Origin of the sequence: Chitinophaga fulva (genome assembly GCF_012927205.1) — a bacterium.
Classification (GTDB): Bacteria; Bacteroidota; Bacteroidia; order Chitinophagales; family Chitinophagaceae; genus Chitinophaga; species Chitinophaga fulva.
Map to the genome: position 1 here is coordinate 3,747,894 of NZ_JABBGC010000001.1, position 16,169 is coordinate 3,764,062.

The window sequence follows — 16,169 nt, forward strand, 5'->3', positions numbered from 1 at the left end:
AGATGCATTCGGAAAAATGAGCCAAATGGAACATTTATCTGGACGCTTTGGAAAAACAAAGGGTACGTATCTCCAATACCTTTGTTTCCTGAACAATTAATTAAAAAATATGGAATACATTCAGGACGCCGAAATAATATCGGTATTGGAAAACTATGCAGAGGCATTAAGAATGGGGAATATAGAACAGCTGCAAAAGACATTTCATGGTGATGCAATAATGTACGGATACTGGGACCAGCATCTTGTCGAAGGAGGCATCGCGAATCTATATGATTCTGTTGCAAGGCATGGAGCTGCGCCCCATCTCAAAGCGCGTATTGAGGTGCTGCACAAAGCAGGAAACATAGCTTTGGTCCGCGTGGAATACGAAAATAATGCTGCCGGAAAGGATGGCGTGGATTACCATTCGCTGATCAAAATTAACGGAGAATGGAGGGTTATCGCCAAACTCTTCCAAACATTTGAAAAGTAGACGTATTTTTTCCATATTCTTAAATAGCTCCCTACTTAACACACGCAGGTAATTCAATTATAAAGGAGGCATTGGGGCATGAGACCGAAGAACAGACCAACGTATACTTAAACGATCTGGATGATCAACTGATCGCTAATGAAATATATAGATCTCTTTTAGAAGAAAATCAATTTGAAAAACGCCATTGCATATAAGAGCATCGTATCGAATAGCAATGCTGAAACAAATTTTGACTGAGTAATTTTAACATTGGAGGGTACTGAAAACAAAGAAGCACTTACAATAATATGTAAGTGCTTCTTTATGAAGTCGGGACGACAAGATTCGAACTTGCGACCCCTTGCACCCCATGCAAGTGCGCTACCGGGCTGCGCTACGTCCCGAAAATTTTTTCCGGTGTTTCCCGTTTGACGGGGATGCAAAAGTAGGTAATTATTTGAATTAAAAAAATATTGCTTTACCTTTTTTTCAAAAATAGCAGCTTTAACTACTTGGTTGTCTTAGGAAAACAATGTAGGAATAACGAATATTAAACTGAATTTTATTTATTCTAAAATGATAATCAATCCCTCCGGGAGCTGCGGGAAAGCAGGTAAATGATCAATCCCACAACTACGGCCACAATCATGATACCGGTCCACACACCGGCCTTAAAAATACCGCCAACGATCTTACAGCTGGTCATCAATATTACCATCATTGCTAAAAGGAGAGAGGTGAGCTTTTTCATGGATATGTTTTTAAATGAACGCGATACATATCCCGTACCAAAAAAGATTTGCATTTGTCAGAATAATTGCACAGCTTTATCTAACTCAACCAAAATAGTTATGAACACAGGGAAAGCAGTACGCGCAGACCTGAAAGTGGTGCCTTCCCATTCCTCACTTTGGGGACGCCTGCTGGAGGGAGATCGCCACGCCTTCACTGAAATATATGAAACCCATGTTGATCATCTCTATCACTACGGCATGCATTTCTGCCGCGACCATGAAAGAGTGAATGACAACATCCAGGACCTGTTTCAGGACCTCTGGCTCACCAGAGAACACCTGAGTCCGCAGGTGCAACATATCCGCTATTATCTGATCAGCAGCCTGCGCCGCCGCCTGCTACGCTCCCTGCAAAAAGACCGCCGCTGGCAATACCGCGACTCCTGGGAAGGATTTGAATTTGAATTCACTACGCCACAGGAGAATAAACTGATACTCGAAGAAACAGCGGCCGAACAAAAGAAGTTGTTACAGGCTGCCCTTGCCAACCTGACCCGCCGCCAGCGTGAAGCCATCTATCTCCGTTTTTACCAGAACCTCAGCTACAACGAAGTGGCCGGTATTATGTCTATGCAGGTGGATTCTGTTTATAACACTATCTCCAAAGCTATCGCCATCCTCAAAAAGAATCTCCCTTTCCCGCTACTGTTGCTGTTTTTAGGAAGATGAAAAAATTTTTCCAAAAAAGTGATGAGAAAAGACCCGTTACCTGCTCTTTAGTAAAAAGACCGCCACTTGGCCCGTAAAGATTATCTGACATATACCGCCCGTGACTTTGCCCTGGATGAGGATTTCCAGCAATGGGTGCTGCAACCGTCCACTCGGAATGTTTTCTGGGAACGATGGCTGCAACAACACCCGGAAAAGGAAAACGATGTCCGCGAAGCCCGGCAACTGCTGGAAGGCATCAGCTTCACTCCTTATCAGCTCTCAACAGGGGAGAAGGAGCAGCTGTGGACGGCTATCTGCGGCGGACTGGAAGAAGAGGAGTCACTAACGCCAGCGTCTACACGGTCACACTGGCGGCAGCTATGGAAGTATGCGGCAGTCCTCTTGTTAGGGATGCTGTTGGCCGGCGGTTGGTTTTGGTGGAAGGAAGAACATAAACCGACCATCGTTAGTGCCCATACCCGCCTCGGGGAAGTAAAAACACTCTTGCTGCCCGACAGTTCTGAAGTGACGCTCAACGCCAACTCCCGCCTGTTGTACGCCACCTCCGGGAAACAACGGGAGGTATGGCTCGATGGGGAAGCTTTCTTTCATGTAAAACACACTGCCTCACACCAGAAATTTATTGTGCATACCTATGAAAATGTCAACGTGGAAGTACTGGGCACACAGTTTAACGTCAACAGCGCCGGAAAAGAAGTGATAGTAGTACTGCAACAGGGGAAGATACTGCTCAATATCGAAGGCCGGAATACTTCCATGGCCCTGCAACCGGGAGAAATTGTGCGCTACAACAAACAGGACGGCGATTTTACCAAAAGCAGCGTCAATGCAAACCAGTACGTTTCCTGGCATAACGGCCGCCTCGTTATGGACGATTATTCCCTCGCCGATGCTGCGGTCTTTATGCAGCAGGTCTTCGGCAAAACCATCATCGTGCCGGATACTCAGTTGCTGAAATACAAAGTGTCGGGCTCTATGCCCATCATCTATAATGCTGATACCATGCTGGTACAGCTGGAAAAGGTTTTCCGAATGAAATTCAACCAAAAAGGCGACGAAGTCTGGATTCAAAAGAAATAATACCCGCGTAAAAGGCAGGCCACCTTTTACTGCAACCAAAGTCTCATCATTAATATTAATCGTCAAAACCCGTTCACATGAAAAGAGGTTTACGTGTGGCGCTAGTGCCCTCTTTAGCCCTGTATTTCCTATTTCAATCGGTTGCTGTCCCGGCCCTGGCTGCCACCGGCATCCCTGCGGTCCCCCTGTATCCGGGGAACATGGACCAACCCGATGAATCTTCCCTGAAAGATGTGCTGCACCTGATAGAACAACGCTTCAACGTATCCATCGCTTACAAAAGCAACCTGGTAAAAAGCAAACGGGTACAAGTGTCCGTTGACGGCTGCCAAACCGCGGAAGAAGCATTGCACAAAGCATTGGCACCATTTAACCTGCATTTCGAAAAACTAAGGGACCACTTCTATATGATCACCGAAAAACCGGCGCCCACAGCTCCTGCTACATCGTCAGGCCCGCTGCAGCAGCGCCCGGTGAAAGGCACGGTGAAAGATGAAAAAGGGAATCCCATCGCCGGCGTTACGGTAAAAATACCCGGCACCAGCATTGGCACGGTTACCAATGCAGACGGAGTATACACCATCTCTGTGCCCGGCAGGAGTGGCGATCAACTGGAAGTGACTTTCATTGGTTTTGAAACACAACGTATAGTCGTTGGCGATAGGCAGCTGGTGAACTTCACCCTGAAAGAAGGCGCCAGCGCCCTGAACGAAATTGTAGTCACCGGTTATACTACCCAGAAGAAAAAAGACCTCACCGGATCAGTAGCGGTGGTGAACATCGAACAACTGAACCGGCAACCGACGGCACAAGTAACGGAACAACTGCAGGGACAAGCATCGGGTGTAACGGTCATCGGTTCCGGTCAACCGGGAGAAGCGCCCCAGATCAGGATCCGCGGTATCAATACCTTCGGCTCCAACTCACCCTTATATGTGGTGGACGGTGTACCCACAACAGACATCGCTGACCTCAACCCCAATGATGTGGCCAGCCTTCAGGTACTGAAGGATGCCGGCGCTGCTTCTATCTACGGCGCCCGCGCTTCCAACGGTGTGATCGTTATCACCACCCGCAGAGGCACCGGTAAAATATCCGTTCATTACGACGGATACTACGGTCGCCAATACCCTAAAAATGGCAATGTCTGGAACACACTTAATCCTACGGAACAGGCCCAGCTCCGCTGGATGGCCTATACCAACTCCGGCCTTGACCCACATACCCCACAATATGGCAATGGCAACGCGCCCGTCATTCCGGACTATATCACACCCAATGGAGGCATGGAAGGAGACCCCGCTGTAGACCCTTCCAAATATTATGTGAATCCCAACTTTACTGATCAACTCGATTATAAGAACTTTTACCGTATTACACGTGCCAACAAGGCCGGGACTGACTGGTATCACGAAGTCTTCCGCCCGGCCCCCATCACCAGCCACAACGTAGCCGTGAGCGGTGGCGGGGATCGCGGTAATTACCTCTTTTCCCTCAATTATTTTAATCAACAGGGTACCTTGCTGAACACTTATCTGAAAAGATATACGATCCGCTCCAATACCCAGTACAACATCACAGATCACATCAGAGTGGGGGAAAATCTCGCTTTTTCGATGACGGAAAACCCTGCTGTGGAAATCAACAGCTCCGACGCGGCCATCGGCCACGCCATGCGCGAACAAAGCATCATTCCGGTGTACGACATCAAGGGCAATTTTGCTGGCTCCTGGGGCGATGCCCTCGGAGATGCCCAGAACCCGGTAGCGATGCAGGCTCGCACCAGAAACAACAAAGGCCTTAACACCCGTTTGTTTGGTAACATCTATGGGGAAGTGGACTTCCTGAAATACCTCACCTTCCGCACCAGCTTTGGTGGTGAGATCTATTCCGGGTGGTCCCACTCCTTCACCTATCCGCAGTATGAGAACAAGGAAAACAATACCTCCAACTCCTACTCGGAAGGCTCCAACAACGGCCATAGCTGGACATGGACCAACACGCTGACTTATCACCAACGCTTTAATAATACGCACGACCTGAAAATACTGGCAGGCACAGAAGCGTTCGACAGCCGCAAACGCTCTGTTGGTGGCACTACCAAAGACTACTTTACTTTCGATCCCAATTTCCCGGACCTCAGCACCGGTACCGGTACACAAACGAACTACAGCAACCGCGAACAGGAAGGGCTGTATTCACTCCTCGCCAGAGTAGACTATTCCTTCCGCGATAAATACCTCATCAGCGCCACCATCCGCCGCGATGGTTCCTCCAAGTTCATCAACAACCGCTTCGGCACCTTCCCGGCGGTAACTGCAGGCTGGCGCCTCTCCGAGGAAGCGTTCATGAAACCACTTACCTGGATCAGCGACCTGAAAATCCGCGGTGGCTGGGGTATCATGGGCAACCAGCTCAATCTCAGCGTCAACAACGGTTACTTCCTCTATGGCGGCAAACGCAGCTCAAGCTATTACGATCTGGCGGGTACCAACAACAGCCTTACCGCTGGTTTTTCCGGCATGCAGATCGGTAACCCCGATGCAAAATGGGAAAGTGATGTCAACGCCAACTTCGGACTGGACGCATCACTGTTCAAAGGGGAACTGGACTTCTCGATCGATTATTACCGCAAGGACATTAAGGACCTGCTGTACAATCCCGAACTGCCAGGCCTCGCAGGCACTGCTGCACAGCCTTTCGTGAACATCGCCCAGATGAAGAACCATGGCTTCGATTTCTCCATCGGATGGCACAAGGAATTCAGTAATAAGTTGAAACTGAATGTCACCGGTACCCTCACGACTTACAAAAACGAAATCATGAAGATCGCTGACGGCGTGGACTACTTCGATGGTGACAGCCGCCGCTTCGATGGCAGCAACATCATCCGCAACGCGGTAGGTCACCCGGTATCTTCGTTCTTCGGTTACCAGATCGATGGTTTCTGGAACAGCGCCCAGGAAGTGACAGACGCAGATGATAAAGTAAAGAAAGCCACCAATAATCCGGACGCTTTCTACCAGGAAGGCGCCGGCATGGGACGGTTCCGCTACAAAGATGTAAACGGCGACGGCCGCATCACGCCGGATGACCGTACTTTCCTCGGTAATCCGAACCCCGATTTTACCTATGGTATCAATATCGGAGTGGCCTACAAAAACTTTGACTTCAATATTTTCCTCTTCGGCACACATGGCAACCAGATATGGAACAACGTCCGCTGGTGGCGCGATTTCTATTCATCCTTTGAAAGCGCGAAGAGTAAAACAGCGCTGTACGATTCCTGGCGCCCTGACCATAAAGATGCGAAAGCACCCATACAGGAAGTGGATGGCTCTGTCAGCACACAAGGTGTTCCCAACTCCTATATGGTGGAAAACGGTGCTTACCTGCGCGCTAAAAACGTGACGCTCGGATACACGCTGCCAGCCGGCTCTCTGTCACGGTTACACATCACGAAGTTCCGGGTATATGTACAGGCGGCCAACCTGTTCACCATCACCAAATATTCCGGTATAGATCCCGAAATCGGAGGTTCCAATATCACCGACTTCGGGGTGGACGAAGGCGCTTATCCGAATCAACGCCAATACCTCATCGGGGTGAACCTGGCTTTTTAATCGTTGCTCACTTAAATAAAAGACCATGAAAACATTCTATCATATAGTGTTGGGCGCTTCTTTTACAACCCTGCTGCTCGCGGGTTGTAGCAAGAGTTTCCTGGAGCGCGAACCACAATCATCCTTACAGGAAGAGGCCCTTACCAATAAAAAAGGCGTGAATACCCTGCTCATCGGGGCTTATGGCGCGCTGGACGGACAGGATTACCAGGACAGCGATATGAAAAATCTCTCCGGCGGCAGCGGTTACGCGGTATCACCGGACAACTGGATCTACGGCAGCGTGGCCGGTGGTGATGCCCACAAAGGCAGTGATCCCAGTGATGCGGCTTCTATCCTCCAGATCGTTACTTTCGTCGCCAATTCCAGCAACGGCTTCTTCAATGATAAATGGCGGGTGGATTACGAAGGTATCCGTCGTTGTAACTTCACGTTGCACGTGCTCGCAAAAGTGACGGACATGACAGACGCCGAAAAACAGGTCGTGGCGGGAGAGGCCCGTTTCCTGCGTGCCCACTATTACTCCGACCTGAAGAAGATGTTTGATAAAGTACCCTGGGTAGATGAAAATGCTGCCAACTACCAGAAGCTGGTGGTAGATGATTATAAAGTACCGAATGATAAAGATATCTGGCCAATGATTGAAGCGGATTTTAAATATGCCGCTGATCACCTGCCCGAAACACAAAAGGAAGTAGGGCGCGCCAATAAATGGGCTGCTGTGGCCTATCTCGCTAAAACATTATTGTACCAGGGCAAGTTTGCGGCCGCTATGCCGCTGCTGGAAGATGTGATCAATTCCGGCGTCACTACCAAGGGCGTGAAGTTTGGCCTCATGGAACATTTCCACGATAACTTCGATGCTTTCACGGAAAATAACAAGGAGGCGGTATTCTCCATACAATACAGCGCCAACGATGGTTCCGGCGGTACCGGCAATGCGAACCAGGGCCAGATGCTGAACTATCCGTACAACGGGCCATTCAGCTGCTGCGGATTCTATCAGCCTTCGCAGGACCTGGTGAACTCCTTCCGGACGGATGATGACGGGCTGCCTTACCTGGACAACTTTAATCAACACCCGGTAAAAAATGATATGGGCGTGCCCGATACCATAGCTTTTACGCCGGACAACGGGAACCTGGACCCGCGCCTGGACTGGACCGTAGGCCGTCGTGGTATTCCTTTCCTCGATTGGGGCCTGCACCCGGGGATGGCATGGGTACGTAATCAGCAATCAGCCGGCCCTTATGCGGCCCTCAAAAATGTGTACATGCAGGTGAACCAGGATAAATTCTATGACGGCAATTCCTGGGCGCCAGGCAACGCTATCAATTATGTACTGATACGTTTTGCTGACGTACTGCTGATGGCGGCAGAATGCCAGGCCAATGCCGGTAGCCTCGACAAGGCAGAAGCTTATGTGAATATGGTCCGTGAGCGCGCTGCCAATCCGGTAGGATGGGTGAAAGAATACATTGACCCCGATGATCCTATGGGTGGCAACACTGATGAGCCAGCGGCCAATTATCACGTCAGCCCATATCCGGCAGGCACCTTTGCTGGTGGCGGAAAAGATTTCGCGTTGAAAGCGGTCCGTTTCGAACGTAAGCTGGAACTGGCCATGGAAGGACATCGTTTCTTTGACCTGGTAAGATGGGGACTGGCACAAACAGAGATCACCCGTTATTTTACTTATGAGAGAACGATCACATCAGATATTGCCACCGGCAATTTCAGCGCGAGAAATAAGTATTACCCGATTCCACAACGCCAGATAGACCTGAGCGTTAAAAATGGGGCATCAGTGCTGAAGCAAAATCCGGGATACTAAATAATAAAAAAAAGAATTGCAAAACGGAGTGCGCGGTAAAAGTGCATTCCGTTTTTTTATTGCTCCGACCATGTTAATCCGCCGGGAAGACTGCGGTTAGAGAACTCCATATGTACCACCCTGCGGTTGGAGCCACTGGTACTGCGGGAGGACGCATGCATCAGCAATGGCCGCATAATCATAACACCACCGCTTTTTACGCTGCAGCTTACTTCGGGAGTCTCTTGCAGGGAAATAGTATCCGGGCGTACAATTCCCTGTAAGTGTGTACCAGGGATCACTTTTAAAGCACCATTCTGTGCGTCGGTATCATCGAGGTGCAGCCGGATGGTGTAAATGTTTTCCAGTAGGGACAAAGGCGGCTGAACGGCATACTGGTTCTGTTTGACGGTCCAGGGGCCGAAGCCCTCCACAGGCAGGCGCTCGCGAACGGAAATAGTCAGGTCCTGGTGCCATGCCACAAACCAGTTGGATTGCCCCGGCTTATCGAAATAGATGGATTTTACCGGCACATAATCTTCTCCAAACAGGGTATGAATAATGGACTGTAATGCCGGCGTAAAAATAGTGTTCCGCACACCCGGCACTGATTGCAGAAACTGCCGGATGGCAAACAGATCGGCTGTTTTGCGGAACACCGTCTGACTGGTGTCTGCTGCTGATATCTGTTGCAGTATAGCCTGTACTTCTTCTTCGGAAAATATATCTTCCAGTACGGTATATCCTTGTGTGGCCAGCTGTTGCCGGTGTACTTCGATATCTTTTATCATCTTCAAATGTACAGGTTATTTGTTGAACGGTGTTTCATTCACCCAGTGAAATCCCCTGTTCGTCAGCAGAGAGTGATCTCTGTCCTTCCTGCGCAGGCTGACCAGCACACTATCGTTGCCAATGGTGCCTTTCAGTGTCAGGGTATCTCCGTTGAAGGTATAATGCATATGAACGGATTCAGTGTCATCCTGGGCTTTCCAGTTCAGTATATGCGTTACCGTATCTGCGTTTACAGCCGCTCCTTTCATATTTTCTGCTTCCTGGTAAAGCAGTATCCCGCCTTTTTCGAAGTAAAGCGTTTTCCATGCTGGTCTTACTTTCTTCAGCGGGGGAAAGGTATGGGTGCTTGTTGCCAGTTGGTCTTTTAAAAGTGGAGAAAAACTGAAGACTTCGTAGGTGCCGAAAATGGCCCCTTTGATGTGCCTTTTTTGGTACGAACGATCAACATAGATTCCTATTTTAACAGTATACCAAAGTACCCACACGACGGCAGCATACCTGAGGCTATTGAACACATACCGTTTCCACCGCGTGGTGAATACCGGGTAATATTGAGTGGTGATTGATACCGGTTGTTGTAGTATAAAAAAGCGGACCATCCGTTTCATATCAGGCATAATAAGGAATAGGGCTGTGAGTAGCAGATGGCCTGAATAAAGTTTTACACAGATATCGTAGAAGAAGTTCAGCGCCACGACATTGGTCATGACTGCTATGCATACCAGGGCTCCCAGCAGGCGGGTACGCCGAAACAATAACAGGAAGCCGCCCAGGCATTCGGCTATTCCGGAGAAGATCGTGTAGCCGCGGGAGTAACCCATGAACGTCCATGCCAGTCCCATGGGGGAACTTTCGCCCAGCGGTTGTTCCAGTTTATAGAGAGACAGCTCCTCAAACTGACCCGGGAATACTTTGGCCATACCATATTTTAACGTAGCCATGGCTAAGGTGTAACAAAGCGGTACCATAACCCAGTATTGCGCCTTATCATAGTTTTTGCGTTTTCTGTCGATGACTGACCAGAGCAGGCATCCGGTCAACGCTATGAGCAGCAGACAGAATAACTGAAGATAGTTAAACGTGGTATCACCACTGCCCATTGGCCATGCCTGAATGCTATAATCTTTGCGGAGCAATAGTTGACCTGCCCGCGTAACAGCATTGTCCCACCATACCTGGGGAATGTATCCGGCAAAGTGATATAACAACAGGTAAATCGAAAAGAAACGAAAAAGTATCCGGTTGATGACCGGCCATGTTTGGGGGGGATTCAGGGTTTGCTGCATAAGGCTAGTTGGATAATGTTACGATAATATGGAATATTATTATTCAGTGCAAAGTCTTTAGCATTACTTTAACAGCACCTGATAAGATGGCAGTTCGGGGAGAATAGCTTATTTTTAAGTAGATAAAACGAGAGCCCATGGCGCATTTGTTCACTCCTTTGCAGCTGAGAACGGTCACGCTGCGTAACCGTATCGCGGTATCTCCGATGTGTGAGTACTCCTCTGAAGATGGTTTTGCCAACGACTGGCACCTGGTGCATCTGGGCAGCCGGGCAGTAGGCGGGGCCGGACTGGTGCTCACTGAAGCAGCGGCCGTATCTCCCGAGGGCCGTATTTCCCCGCAGGACCTGGGCATCTGGAAAGATGAGCACATCCCCATGTTGCAACGCATTACGGCATTCATTGCCGGACAGGGAGCGGTGCCGGGCATCCAGCTGGCACATGCCGGCAGAAAATCCAGCACACGAAGGCCATGGGAGGGGAGCGGCACTGTAACGCCGGCAGACGGTGGTTGGGAAGATGTATATGCCCCCAGTGCCATTCCGTTCAACGACGTATATCCGATGCCGGTAGCCCTCACACAGGAAGGTATCCTGGAAGTACTGAACGATTTCAGGAAAGCGGCTGCCAGAGCATTACAGGCGGGTTTTAAAGTGGTGGAGATACATGCAGCACATGGTTATCTGCTGCACAGTTTCCTGTCGCCGCTGAGCAATCAGCGTACCGACGAATATGGTGGCAGCTTTGAAAACAGGGTACGCATGTTGTTGCAGACGGTGGAATCAGTAAGAGCGGTATGGCCCAAGGAACTGCCTTTACTGGTACGTATATCCGCTACCGATTGGGCGCCCGGCGGCTGGGACCTGGAGCAGTCCACACAACTGGCCACGCTGCTGAAGGCGGAGGAGGTGGACCTGATTGATTGTTCATCCGGCGGACTGGTACCGCATCAGAAAATCAACCTGGGGCCATTGTACCAGACTCCTTTTGCAGAGACAATTAAAAAAGAAGCGAAGATAGCTACCGGTGCGGTAGGACTTATTACTACTGCTCAGGAAGCGGAGTCCATCATTGAACAGGGCAAGGCAGATATGGTGCTGCTGGCGCGCGAACTATTGCGCGATCCTTATTTCCCTTTACGGGCGGCCCATCTGCTGGGCGATACCGGCGTCAAATGGCCGGTGCAATATGAGCGGGCCAAACCCCGTTAACATACAGGCCTGCGGCCCGGGGCGTTTAGCCCCGGCCGTGCAGGATATTTTCAATTTTTTCCAGTTCTTCAGCAGTGAAAGACACGTTCTTCAGCGTGTCAAGGTTGTTGTCCAGCTGCGCTACGGAGCTGGCGCCAATGAGCACCGTGGTGATACGTTTGTCTTTCAGTATCCATGCCAGCGCCATCTGGGCGAGGGACTGACCGCGTTCCTGCGCCAGGCTGTTGAGCTGCCTGATTTTAGCTATTTTCTCATCAGATACTTCATTTTCCTGCAGGAAGCCGCTGGGTTTGCTGGCACGTGAACCTGCGGGGATACCATTCAGGTAACGGTCGGTGAGGAGGCCTTGTGCCAGCGGTGAGAAAGGAATACAGCCGATACCGTTAGCCTCAAGCACATCGAGCAGGCCATTTTCCACCCATCTTTCAAACATGCTGTATTTAGGCTGATGGATCAGGCAGGGCGTACCCAGTGATTTCAGTACGGCGACAGCCTCTTTGGTTTGTTCAGCGGTATAGTTGGAGAGGCCCACATAGAGCGCTTTTCCCTGTTGCACGATGCTATGCAGCGCACCCATGGTCTCTTCGATAGGCGTCTCCGGATCGGGGCGGTGGGAGTAGAATATGTCCACGTATTCCTGTCCCATACGGCGCAGGCTCTGGTCGAGGCTGGAGATGAGGTATTTGCGGGAGCCTTTGTCGCCATAAGGGCCGGGCCACATCAGGTAGCCGGCTTTGGTGGAGATCACCAGCTCGTCACGCAGATGCCCGGTGAAATCCTGCCGGAGAATACGCCCGAAATTTTCTTCCGCGCTGCCCGGTACCGGACCATAGTTGTTGGCCAGGTCAAAATGGGTGATGCCTTTATCGAAGGCCCTACGGATAATACTACGGCCATTTTCATAGTTGTCAATGGAGCCGAAGTTGTGCCACAGGCCCAGTGATACGGCCGGCAATTGCAGGCCGCTTTTACCACAACGCTTGTACATCATGGCGTCATATCTGTTGGTAGCTGGTGTATATTGCATGTATCGTTTTTTTCAGGGAAACAAGATAACAATCAATTACGAATTAATACAGGGAGATGATCACAAAATATAAAAGCGAAGACCTGAGCGTGTGTTGCCGAGGTCTTCGCTTTTATATTTTCGTCATTCGTAATTAATCCTGTAATTGTCCTTCGGGCACGGCTACACGTCCTGCCTGGATATCTTTCAGTTTGTTGCTGTTCTGTACTTTAGCCGGCACAGGACGGATTTCCCATACAATGCCCAGCCAGCCCAGAGTTTTGATCACATAGTAGCTGATGTCGATTTCCCACCAGTAGAAACCCTGACGGGCAGCGCTCTGATAGTAGTGGTGGTTGTTGTGCCATCCTTCACCCAGGGTGATCAGTGCCAGAACAAGGCTGTTACGGGACTGGTCACCGGTATAATAACGTTGTTTGCCGATTTTATGCATCAGGGAGTTGATGGTAAAGGTACCGTGGTATAGGATAACAGTGCTCAGGAAGAAGCCTATCAACAAGGTAGACAACCCTGCTGTCCAGTCGAACCATCCAGTGCCGTTTACTTTATTGCCCACAAAATATACTGCTATGGCCAGTACTACAGCTGGCACCATGTGCCATTTGTTGAGCCAGAACAGTTCTTTCGCTTTGTGATCTTTGATCAGGTCAAAACGGGTAGGTTTGTATTCAGGGCCCATGATCCAGCCGATATGGGCGTACCAGATACCATAGATATTGGCAGAGTGAGGATCTTCAGGCGTATCACTGTGCTTGTGGTGAATACGGTGATTGGCAGACCACCAGAGCGCGCCTTTCTGTAAGCTGCTCTGTGCACCACCGGCAAGGATAAATTGAAAGAACCGCGACGTTTTAAAAGCGCGATGAGAGAAGTACCGGTGATAACCGGCTGTTACAAAAAACATGCGCACTACGTACAATACGCCGCACAGTATCCAGTCAAATGCCGTGGTGCCGGTAAAAAATGCCAGCAAGGGAACTGCATGAATTCCCAGAAAATCCACTTGATGCCACCAGTTAGGTGATATTCTGTCTTGCTTGATCGCCTTATTCATTCTGCAAATATAGTTTCCGTGGTGTATTAAATTTATGATTTAAATCATTTTGACAAAGTTAGGGCATTTCACCGTGAAACCGAGGGTCGTTGCCCCGAACTTTTTAAGCGGACAGGTGTTAGGAAGATATACATTGTCATTATTTTATAACAATAAAATAAAATTCATATATGTCACAGGTCCTGTCAGCTATCCGCAACAATGTAAAGTACTGGTGGCTTTATCTGCTCAATGGCATCATCTTCATTATTGCGGGCTTCATTGTTTTCAGTAATCCATTCAGCAGCTATGTGCTGCTTAGTATCTTTTTCAGTGTAACCTTATTCGTGACCGGCATTTTTGAGATCATTTTTGCTACGGGCAACCGGCGGTCCATGCACGGCTGGGGATGGTCACTCGCATCAGGCATTATAGACGTAGTGGTGGGGTTCATCCTGATGTTATATCCCGCTATCAGCATGGCGGTCATCCCCATTTTCCTGGGGTTCTGGTTCATGTTCAAAGGCATCAGCCTGATCGTGTTCGCGATAGCGCTCAGCACGGACAAAATCCCCAACTGGGGCTGGGTGCTGGTAGGAGGCATCCTGTTGATCATGATCGCCATCGTGATACTCGACAACCCTGCATTGGGCGTGGCCACTATTCTGGGCGTAATGGCGGCAGCCTTCTGGGTGACCGGCGTATTGAGCATCGTCTTTGCCTTCCGGCTGAAACATGTGAAGAAATTATTTCAATAACGATACGTTTATCGCCCCAGTTCTTTCCTCAAAAATTTTAATGCCCTGTTCATTTGTGTTTCGATAGTACCGGTAGTGATATTGAGCTGGGTAGAGATCTGTTTGTAACTATAAGCATGTTCTTTATGCAACCGGAAAATTTGCTGCTGCTGTGCAGGCAAACGGTTGATTGTGGTTTGCAGCCTGCGCTGCAGCTCCTGTTCCATTAATTTTTCTTCCGGGGAAGGGGCCGTTGTTTCCGGTGTGTATTGCGACAAGGCCTCCTCCTGGCGCGCTTTTTTACGCAGCTCGTCCAGGAACAGGTTTCTACCGTAGACTTTTAATAAGGCAATTATTTTTTCATCGTCCCGGATACTGTCAAGATTCTCCCATACCTTGATATAAGCCTGTTGCACCAGGTCGGCGCATAGGTCATGGTCTTTGCAAAGTGCGAACAGTACCCCAAAAAGTTTGTCATAGGTTTGGTCTATTATCCGCTGCAGCCTTTCTTCCTGTTGATGTGCCAATGACATGTTGATTTTTGTATGCCACAAAATTACGGCGGTGTTAATAGCCCGTAGATTAACAAATTGTTAAGCCCGCTTTTTTTGTACAGGCATTTTCCGTTGCATACGTGTATTATTCAAACACGGCTTCCGGAAGGGTAGCGATAGCCTACCGGGAAGCACTAAACGAAAAATGGACCAGGAACGCATCATTAAATATTTTCAGGGACACTGTCCGGCAGAAGAAGCCAGGCAGGTGCAGCAGTGGCTGGACCAGCAGGGCGCTGAATGGATAGATCTCTTCATGGAACAGCACTGGGATGCTATTGCGCAAACATCTACTGAACAAGAGCGCCGTCACCTCGCTTCACAGGTGATCGCGATGGCGCCGGCCCCTAAAGGGAAATGGCGCTGGCTTACCACCGCCGCTGCTGCTGCCTGCGTGGCTGCCGTTGCCGGCGCCGCCTGGTGGGCTTTCTCTTTATCCGCGCCACAACAGCTGGCCTGGACGGAAATACGCAACGACAGCAACATTGTACGAACCATTCAACTGCCCGATGCGTCTACTGTCACGCTCAACAAACATGCGGTAGTCCGTTATTCATCTGCCTATAATAAAAAAGACAGACAGGTGGAACTGGCAGGGGAGGCCTTCTTTGAAATCCACCCTGACGCCAACCGGCCTTTTGTGGTACAAGCTGGCAGCACCACCGCTCGCGTATATGGCACCGCCTTTAACGTGAACGCACTGCCTGGCGCCGGCGAAACGCGCATCGCCCTGCAAAGCGGTAAGATCGGCGTCACCTGCGACAGCCTCTCCGGAGAAAAAATCCTGTCCCCCGGACAACTACTCATATTCGATAAACACACACATCATACAACTGTTACACAGTTGCTCCCTACACAAGCCGACAGCTGGCGCAAAGGACAACTGAATTTTGTCAATACACCATTTAAAGAAGTATTGCTTCAACTTGAAAATACATATGGACTGCATTTTATTTATGCCGGCAAACCACAACAACAAACAGTAACCGCCGTATTCCCGTCCAACGATCTGCCGAAAGTGTTACAGCACCTGGCTTTCATCTGGGAGCTTAATTTTCAGCAGCGGAGCGACAGCATCATTATTCAATAA

At 49.6% G+C, this 16,169-nt stretch carries 14 protein-coding genes and 1 tRNA gene; 8 read left to right on the plus strand and 7 right to left on the minus strand.

What is annotated here, in order from left to right; all coding sequences use genetic code 11:
- Positions 1 to 109: 109 nt before the first annotated feature.
- Complete coding sequence (locus HHL17_RS15210; RefSeq protein ID WP_169225543.1) at positions 110 to 475, plus strand: nuclear transport factor 2 family protein; 366 nt, start codon at positions 110 to 112, stop codon at positions 473 to 475.
- Positions 476 to 787: 312 nt separating this feature from the next.
- Here the strand turns inward: HHL17_RS15210 and HHL17_RS15215 are convergent.
- Positions 788 to 861, minus strand: a tRNA-Pro gene (locus tag HHL17_RS15215).
- Between the two features lie 179 nt (positions 862 to 1,040).
- Positions 1,041 to 1,208 (minus strand): phosphatidate cytidylyltransferase, encoded by a 168-nt coding sequence (locus HHL17_RS15220; protein WP_169225544.1) that lies wholly within the window; start codon positions 1,206 to 1,208, stop codon positions 1,041 to 1,043.
- A gap of 100 nt (positions 1,209 to 1,308) precedes the next feature.
- Here HHL17_RS15220 and HHL17_RS15225 point away from each other — a divergent pair, with 100 nt between their 5' ends.
- The 4 genes from HHL17_RS15225 to HHL17_RS15240 all read left to right on the plus strand — a co-directional run bounded on the left by HHL17_RS15225 (position 1,309) and on the right by HHL17_RS15240 (position 8,460).
- Positions 1,309 to 1,920 carry an RNA polymerase sigma factor gene (locus tag HHL17_RS15225; protein WP_169225545.1) on the plus strand — a complete coding sequence of 204 codons (612 nt, stop codon included), beginning with the start codon at positions 1,309 to 1,311 and terminating at the stop codon, positions 1,918 to 1,920.
- A gap of 66 nt (positions 1,921 to 1,986) precedes the next feature.
- Positions 1,987 to 3,003, plus strand: coding sequence for a FecR family protein (locus HHL17_RS15230; RefSeq protein ID WP_169225546.1), 1,017 nt, complete (start codon positions 1,987 to 1,989; stop codon positions 3,001 to 3,003).
- Between the two features lie 77 nt (positions 3,004 to 3,080).
- The gene (locus tag HHL17_RS15235) at positions 3,081 to 6,626 is read left to right on the plus strand and encodes a SusC/RagA family TonB-linked outer membrane protein (RefSeq protein ID WP_169225547.1); all 3,546 of its coding nucleotides are present in this window, start codon (positions 3,081 to 3,083) and stop codon (positions 6,624 to 6,626) included.
- A gap of 25 nt (positions 6,627 to 6,651) precedes the next feature.
- Positions 6,652 to 8,460, plus strand: coding sequence for a RagB/SusD family nutrient uptake outer membrane protein (locus HHL17_RS15240; protein ID WP_169225548.1), 1,809 nt, complete (start codon positions 6,652 to 6,654; stop codon positions 8,458 to 8,460).
- Positions 8,461 to 8,516: 56 nt separating this feature from the next.
- Here the strand turns inward: HHL17_RS15240 and HHL17_RS15245 are convergent, their stop codons facing one another.
- Both HHL17_RS15245 and HHL17_RS15250 read right to left on the minus strand, forming a co-directional pair.
- Positions 8,517 to 9,230 (minus strand): phytanoyl-CoA dioxygenase family protein, encoded by a 714-nt coding sequence (locus tag HHL17_RS15245; protein WP_206155994.1) that lies wholly within the window; start codon positions 9,228 to 9,230, stop codon positions 8,517 to 8,519.
- A 15-nt stretch (positions 9,231 to 9,245) separates the two neighbouring features.
- Positions 9,246 to 10,517 carry a hypothetical protein gene (locus HHL17_RS15250; RefSeq protein ID WP_169225549.1) on the minus strand — a complete coding sequence of 424 codons (1,272 nt, stop codon included), beginning with the start codon at positions 10,515 to 10,517 and terminating at the stop codon, positions 9,246 to 9,248.
- A 137-nt stretch (positions 10,518 to 10,654) separates the two neighbouring features.
- On the opposite strand from HHL17_RS15250, the gene HHL17_RS15255 reads away from it, so the two are divergent.
- Positions 10,655 to 11,728 carry an NADH:flavin oxidoreductase/NADH oxidase gene (locus HHL17_RS15255; RefSeq protein WP_169225550.1) on the plus strand — a complete coding sequence of 358 codons (1,074 nt, stop codon included), beginning with the start codon at positions 10,655 to 10,657 and terminating at the stop codon, positions 11,726 to 11,728.
- 25 nt (positions 11,729 to 11,753) lie between these two features.
- On the opposite strand, the gene mgrA is transcribed toward HHL17_RS15255, so the two are convergent.
- Complete coding sequence (mgrA, locus tag HHL17_RS15260; protein WP_169225551.1) at positions 11,754 to 12,755, minus strand: L-glyceraldehyde 3-phosphate reductase; 1,002 nt, start codon at positions 12,753 to 12,755, stop codon at positions 11,754 to 11,756.
- 133 nt (positions 12,756 to 12,888) lie between these two features.
- Complete coding sequence (locus tag HHL17_RS15265; protein ID WP_169225552.1) at positions 12,889 to 13,809, minus strand: acyl-CoA desaturase; 921 nt, start codon at positions 13,807 to 13,809, stop codon at positions 12,889 to 12,891.
- 170 nt (positions 13,810 to 13,979) lie between these two features.
- Between HHL17_RS15265 and HHL17_RS15270 the strand changes: the two genes are divergently transcribed.
- Positions 13,980 to 14,546, plus strand: a complete 567-nt coding sequence (locus tag HHL17_RS15270; RefSeq protein WP_169225553.1) for an HdeD family acid-resistance protein — start codon at positions 13,980 to 13,982, stop codon at positions 14,544 to 14,546.
- 8 nt (positions 14,547 to 14,554) lie between these two features.
- Here HHL17_RS15270 and HHL17_RS15275 read toward each other — a convergent pair whose 3' ends face one another.
- Positions 14,555 to 15,058 (minus strand): RNA polymerase sigma factor, encoded by a 504-nt coding sequence (locus HHL17_RS15275; protein WP_169225554.1) that lies wholly within the window; start codon positions 15,056 to 15,058, stop codon positions 14,555 to 14,557.
- 166 nt (positions 15,059 to 15,224) lie between these two features.
- On the opposite strand from HHL17_RS15275, the gene HHL17_RS15280 reads away from it, so the two are divergent.
- The gene (locus HHL17_RS15280; protein WP_169225555.1) at positions 15,225 to 16,169 is read left to right on the plus strand and encodes a FecR family protein; all 945 of its coding nucleotides are present in this window, start codon (positions 15,225 to 15,227) and stop codon (positions 16,167 to 16,169) included.

What these genes read in the sequence shown, in the direction of transcription:
- HHL17_RS15210 (WP_169225543.1), top strand. Translation starts at nt 110, where the DNA reads ATGGAATACATTCAGGACGCCGAAATAATATCGGTATTGGAAAACTAT.
- HHL17_RS15220 (WP_169225544.1), bottom strand. Translation starts at nt 1,208, where the DNA reads ATGAAAAAGCTCACCTCTCTCCTTTTAGCAATGATGGTAATATTGATG.
- HHL17_RS15225 (WP_169225545.1), top strand. Translation starts at nt 1,309, where the DNA reads ATGAACACAGGGAAAGCAGTACGCGCAGACCTGAAAGTGGTGCCTTCC.
- HHL17_RS15235 (WP_169225547.1), top strand. Translation starts at nt 3,081, where the DNA reads ATGAAAAGAGGTTTACGTGTGGCGCTAGTGCCCTCTTTAGCCCTGTAT.
- HHL17_RS15240 (WP_169225548.1), top strand. Translation starts at nt 6,652, where the DNA reads ATGAAAACATTCTATCATATAGTGTTGGGCGCTTCTTTTACAACCCTG.
- HHL17_RS15245 (WP_206155994.1), bottom strand. Translation starts at nt 9,230, where the DNA reads ATGATAAAAGATATCGAAGTACACCGGCAACAGCTGGCCACACAAGGA.
- HHL17_RS15250 (WP_169225549.1), bottom strand. Translation starts at nt 10,517, where the DNA reads ATGCAGCAAACCCTGAATCCCCCCCAAACATGGCCGGTCATCAACCGG.
- HHL17_RS15255 (WP_169225550.1), top strand. Translation starts at nt 10,655, where the DNA reads ATGGCGCATTTGTTCACTCCTTTGCAGCTGAGAACGGTCACGCTGCGT.
- mgrA (WP_169225551.1), bottom strand. Translation starts at nt 12,755, where the DNA reads ATGCAATATACACCAGCTACCAACAGATATGACGCCATGATGTACAAG.
- HHL17_RS15265 (WP_169225552.1), bottom strand. Translation starts at nt 13,809, where the DNA reads ATGAATAAGGCGATCAAGCAAGACAGAATATCACCTAACTGGTGGCAT.
- HHL17_RS15270 (WP_169225553.1), top strand. Translation starts at nt 13,980, where the DNA reads ATGTCACAGGTCCTGTCAGCTATCCGCAACAATGTAAAGTACTGGTGG.
- HHL17_RS15275 (WP_169225554.1), bottom strand. Translation starts at nt 15,058, where the DNA reads ATGTCATTGGCACATCAACAGGAAGAAAGGCTGCAGCGGATAATAGAC.
- HHL17_RS15280 (WP_169225555.1), top strand. Translation starts at nt 15,225, where the DNA reads ATGGACCAGGAACGCATCATTAAATATTTTCAGGGACACTGTCCGGCA.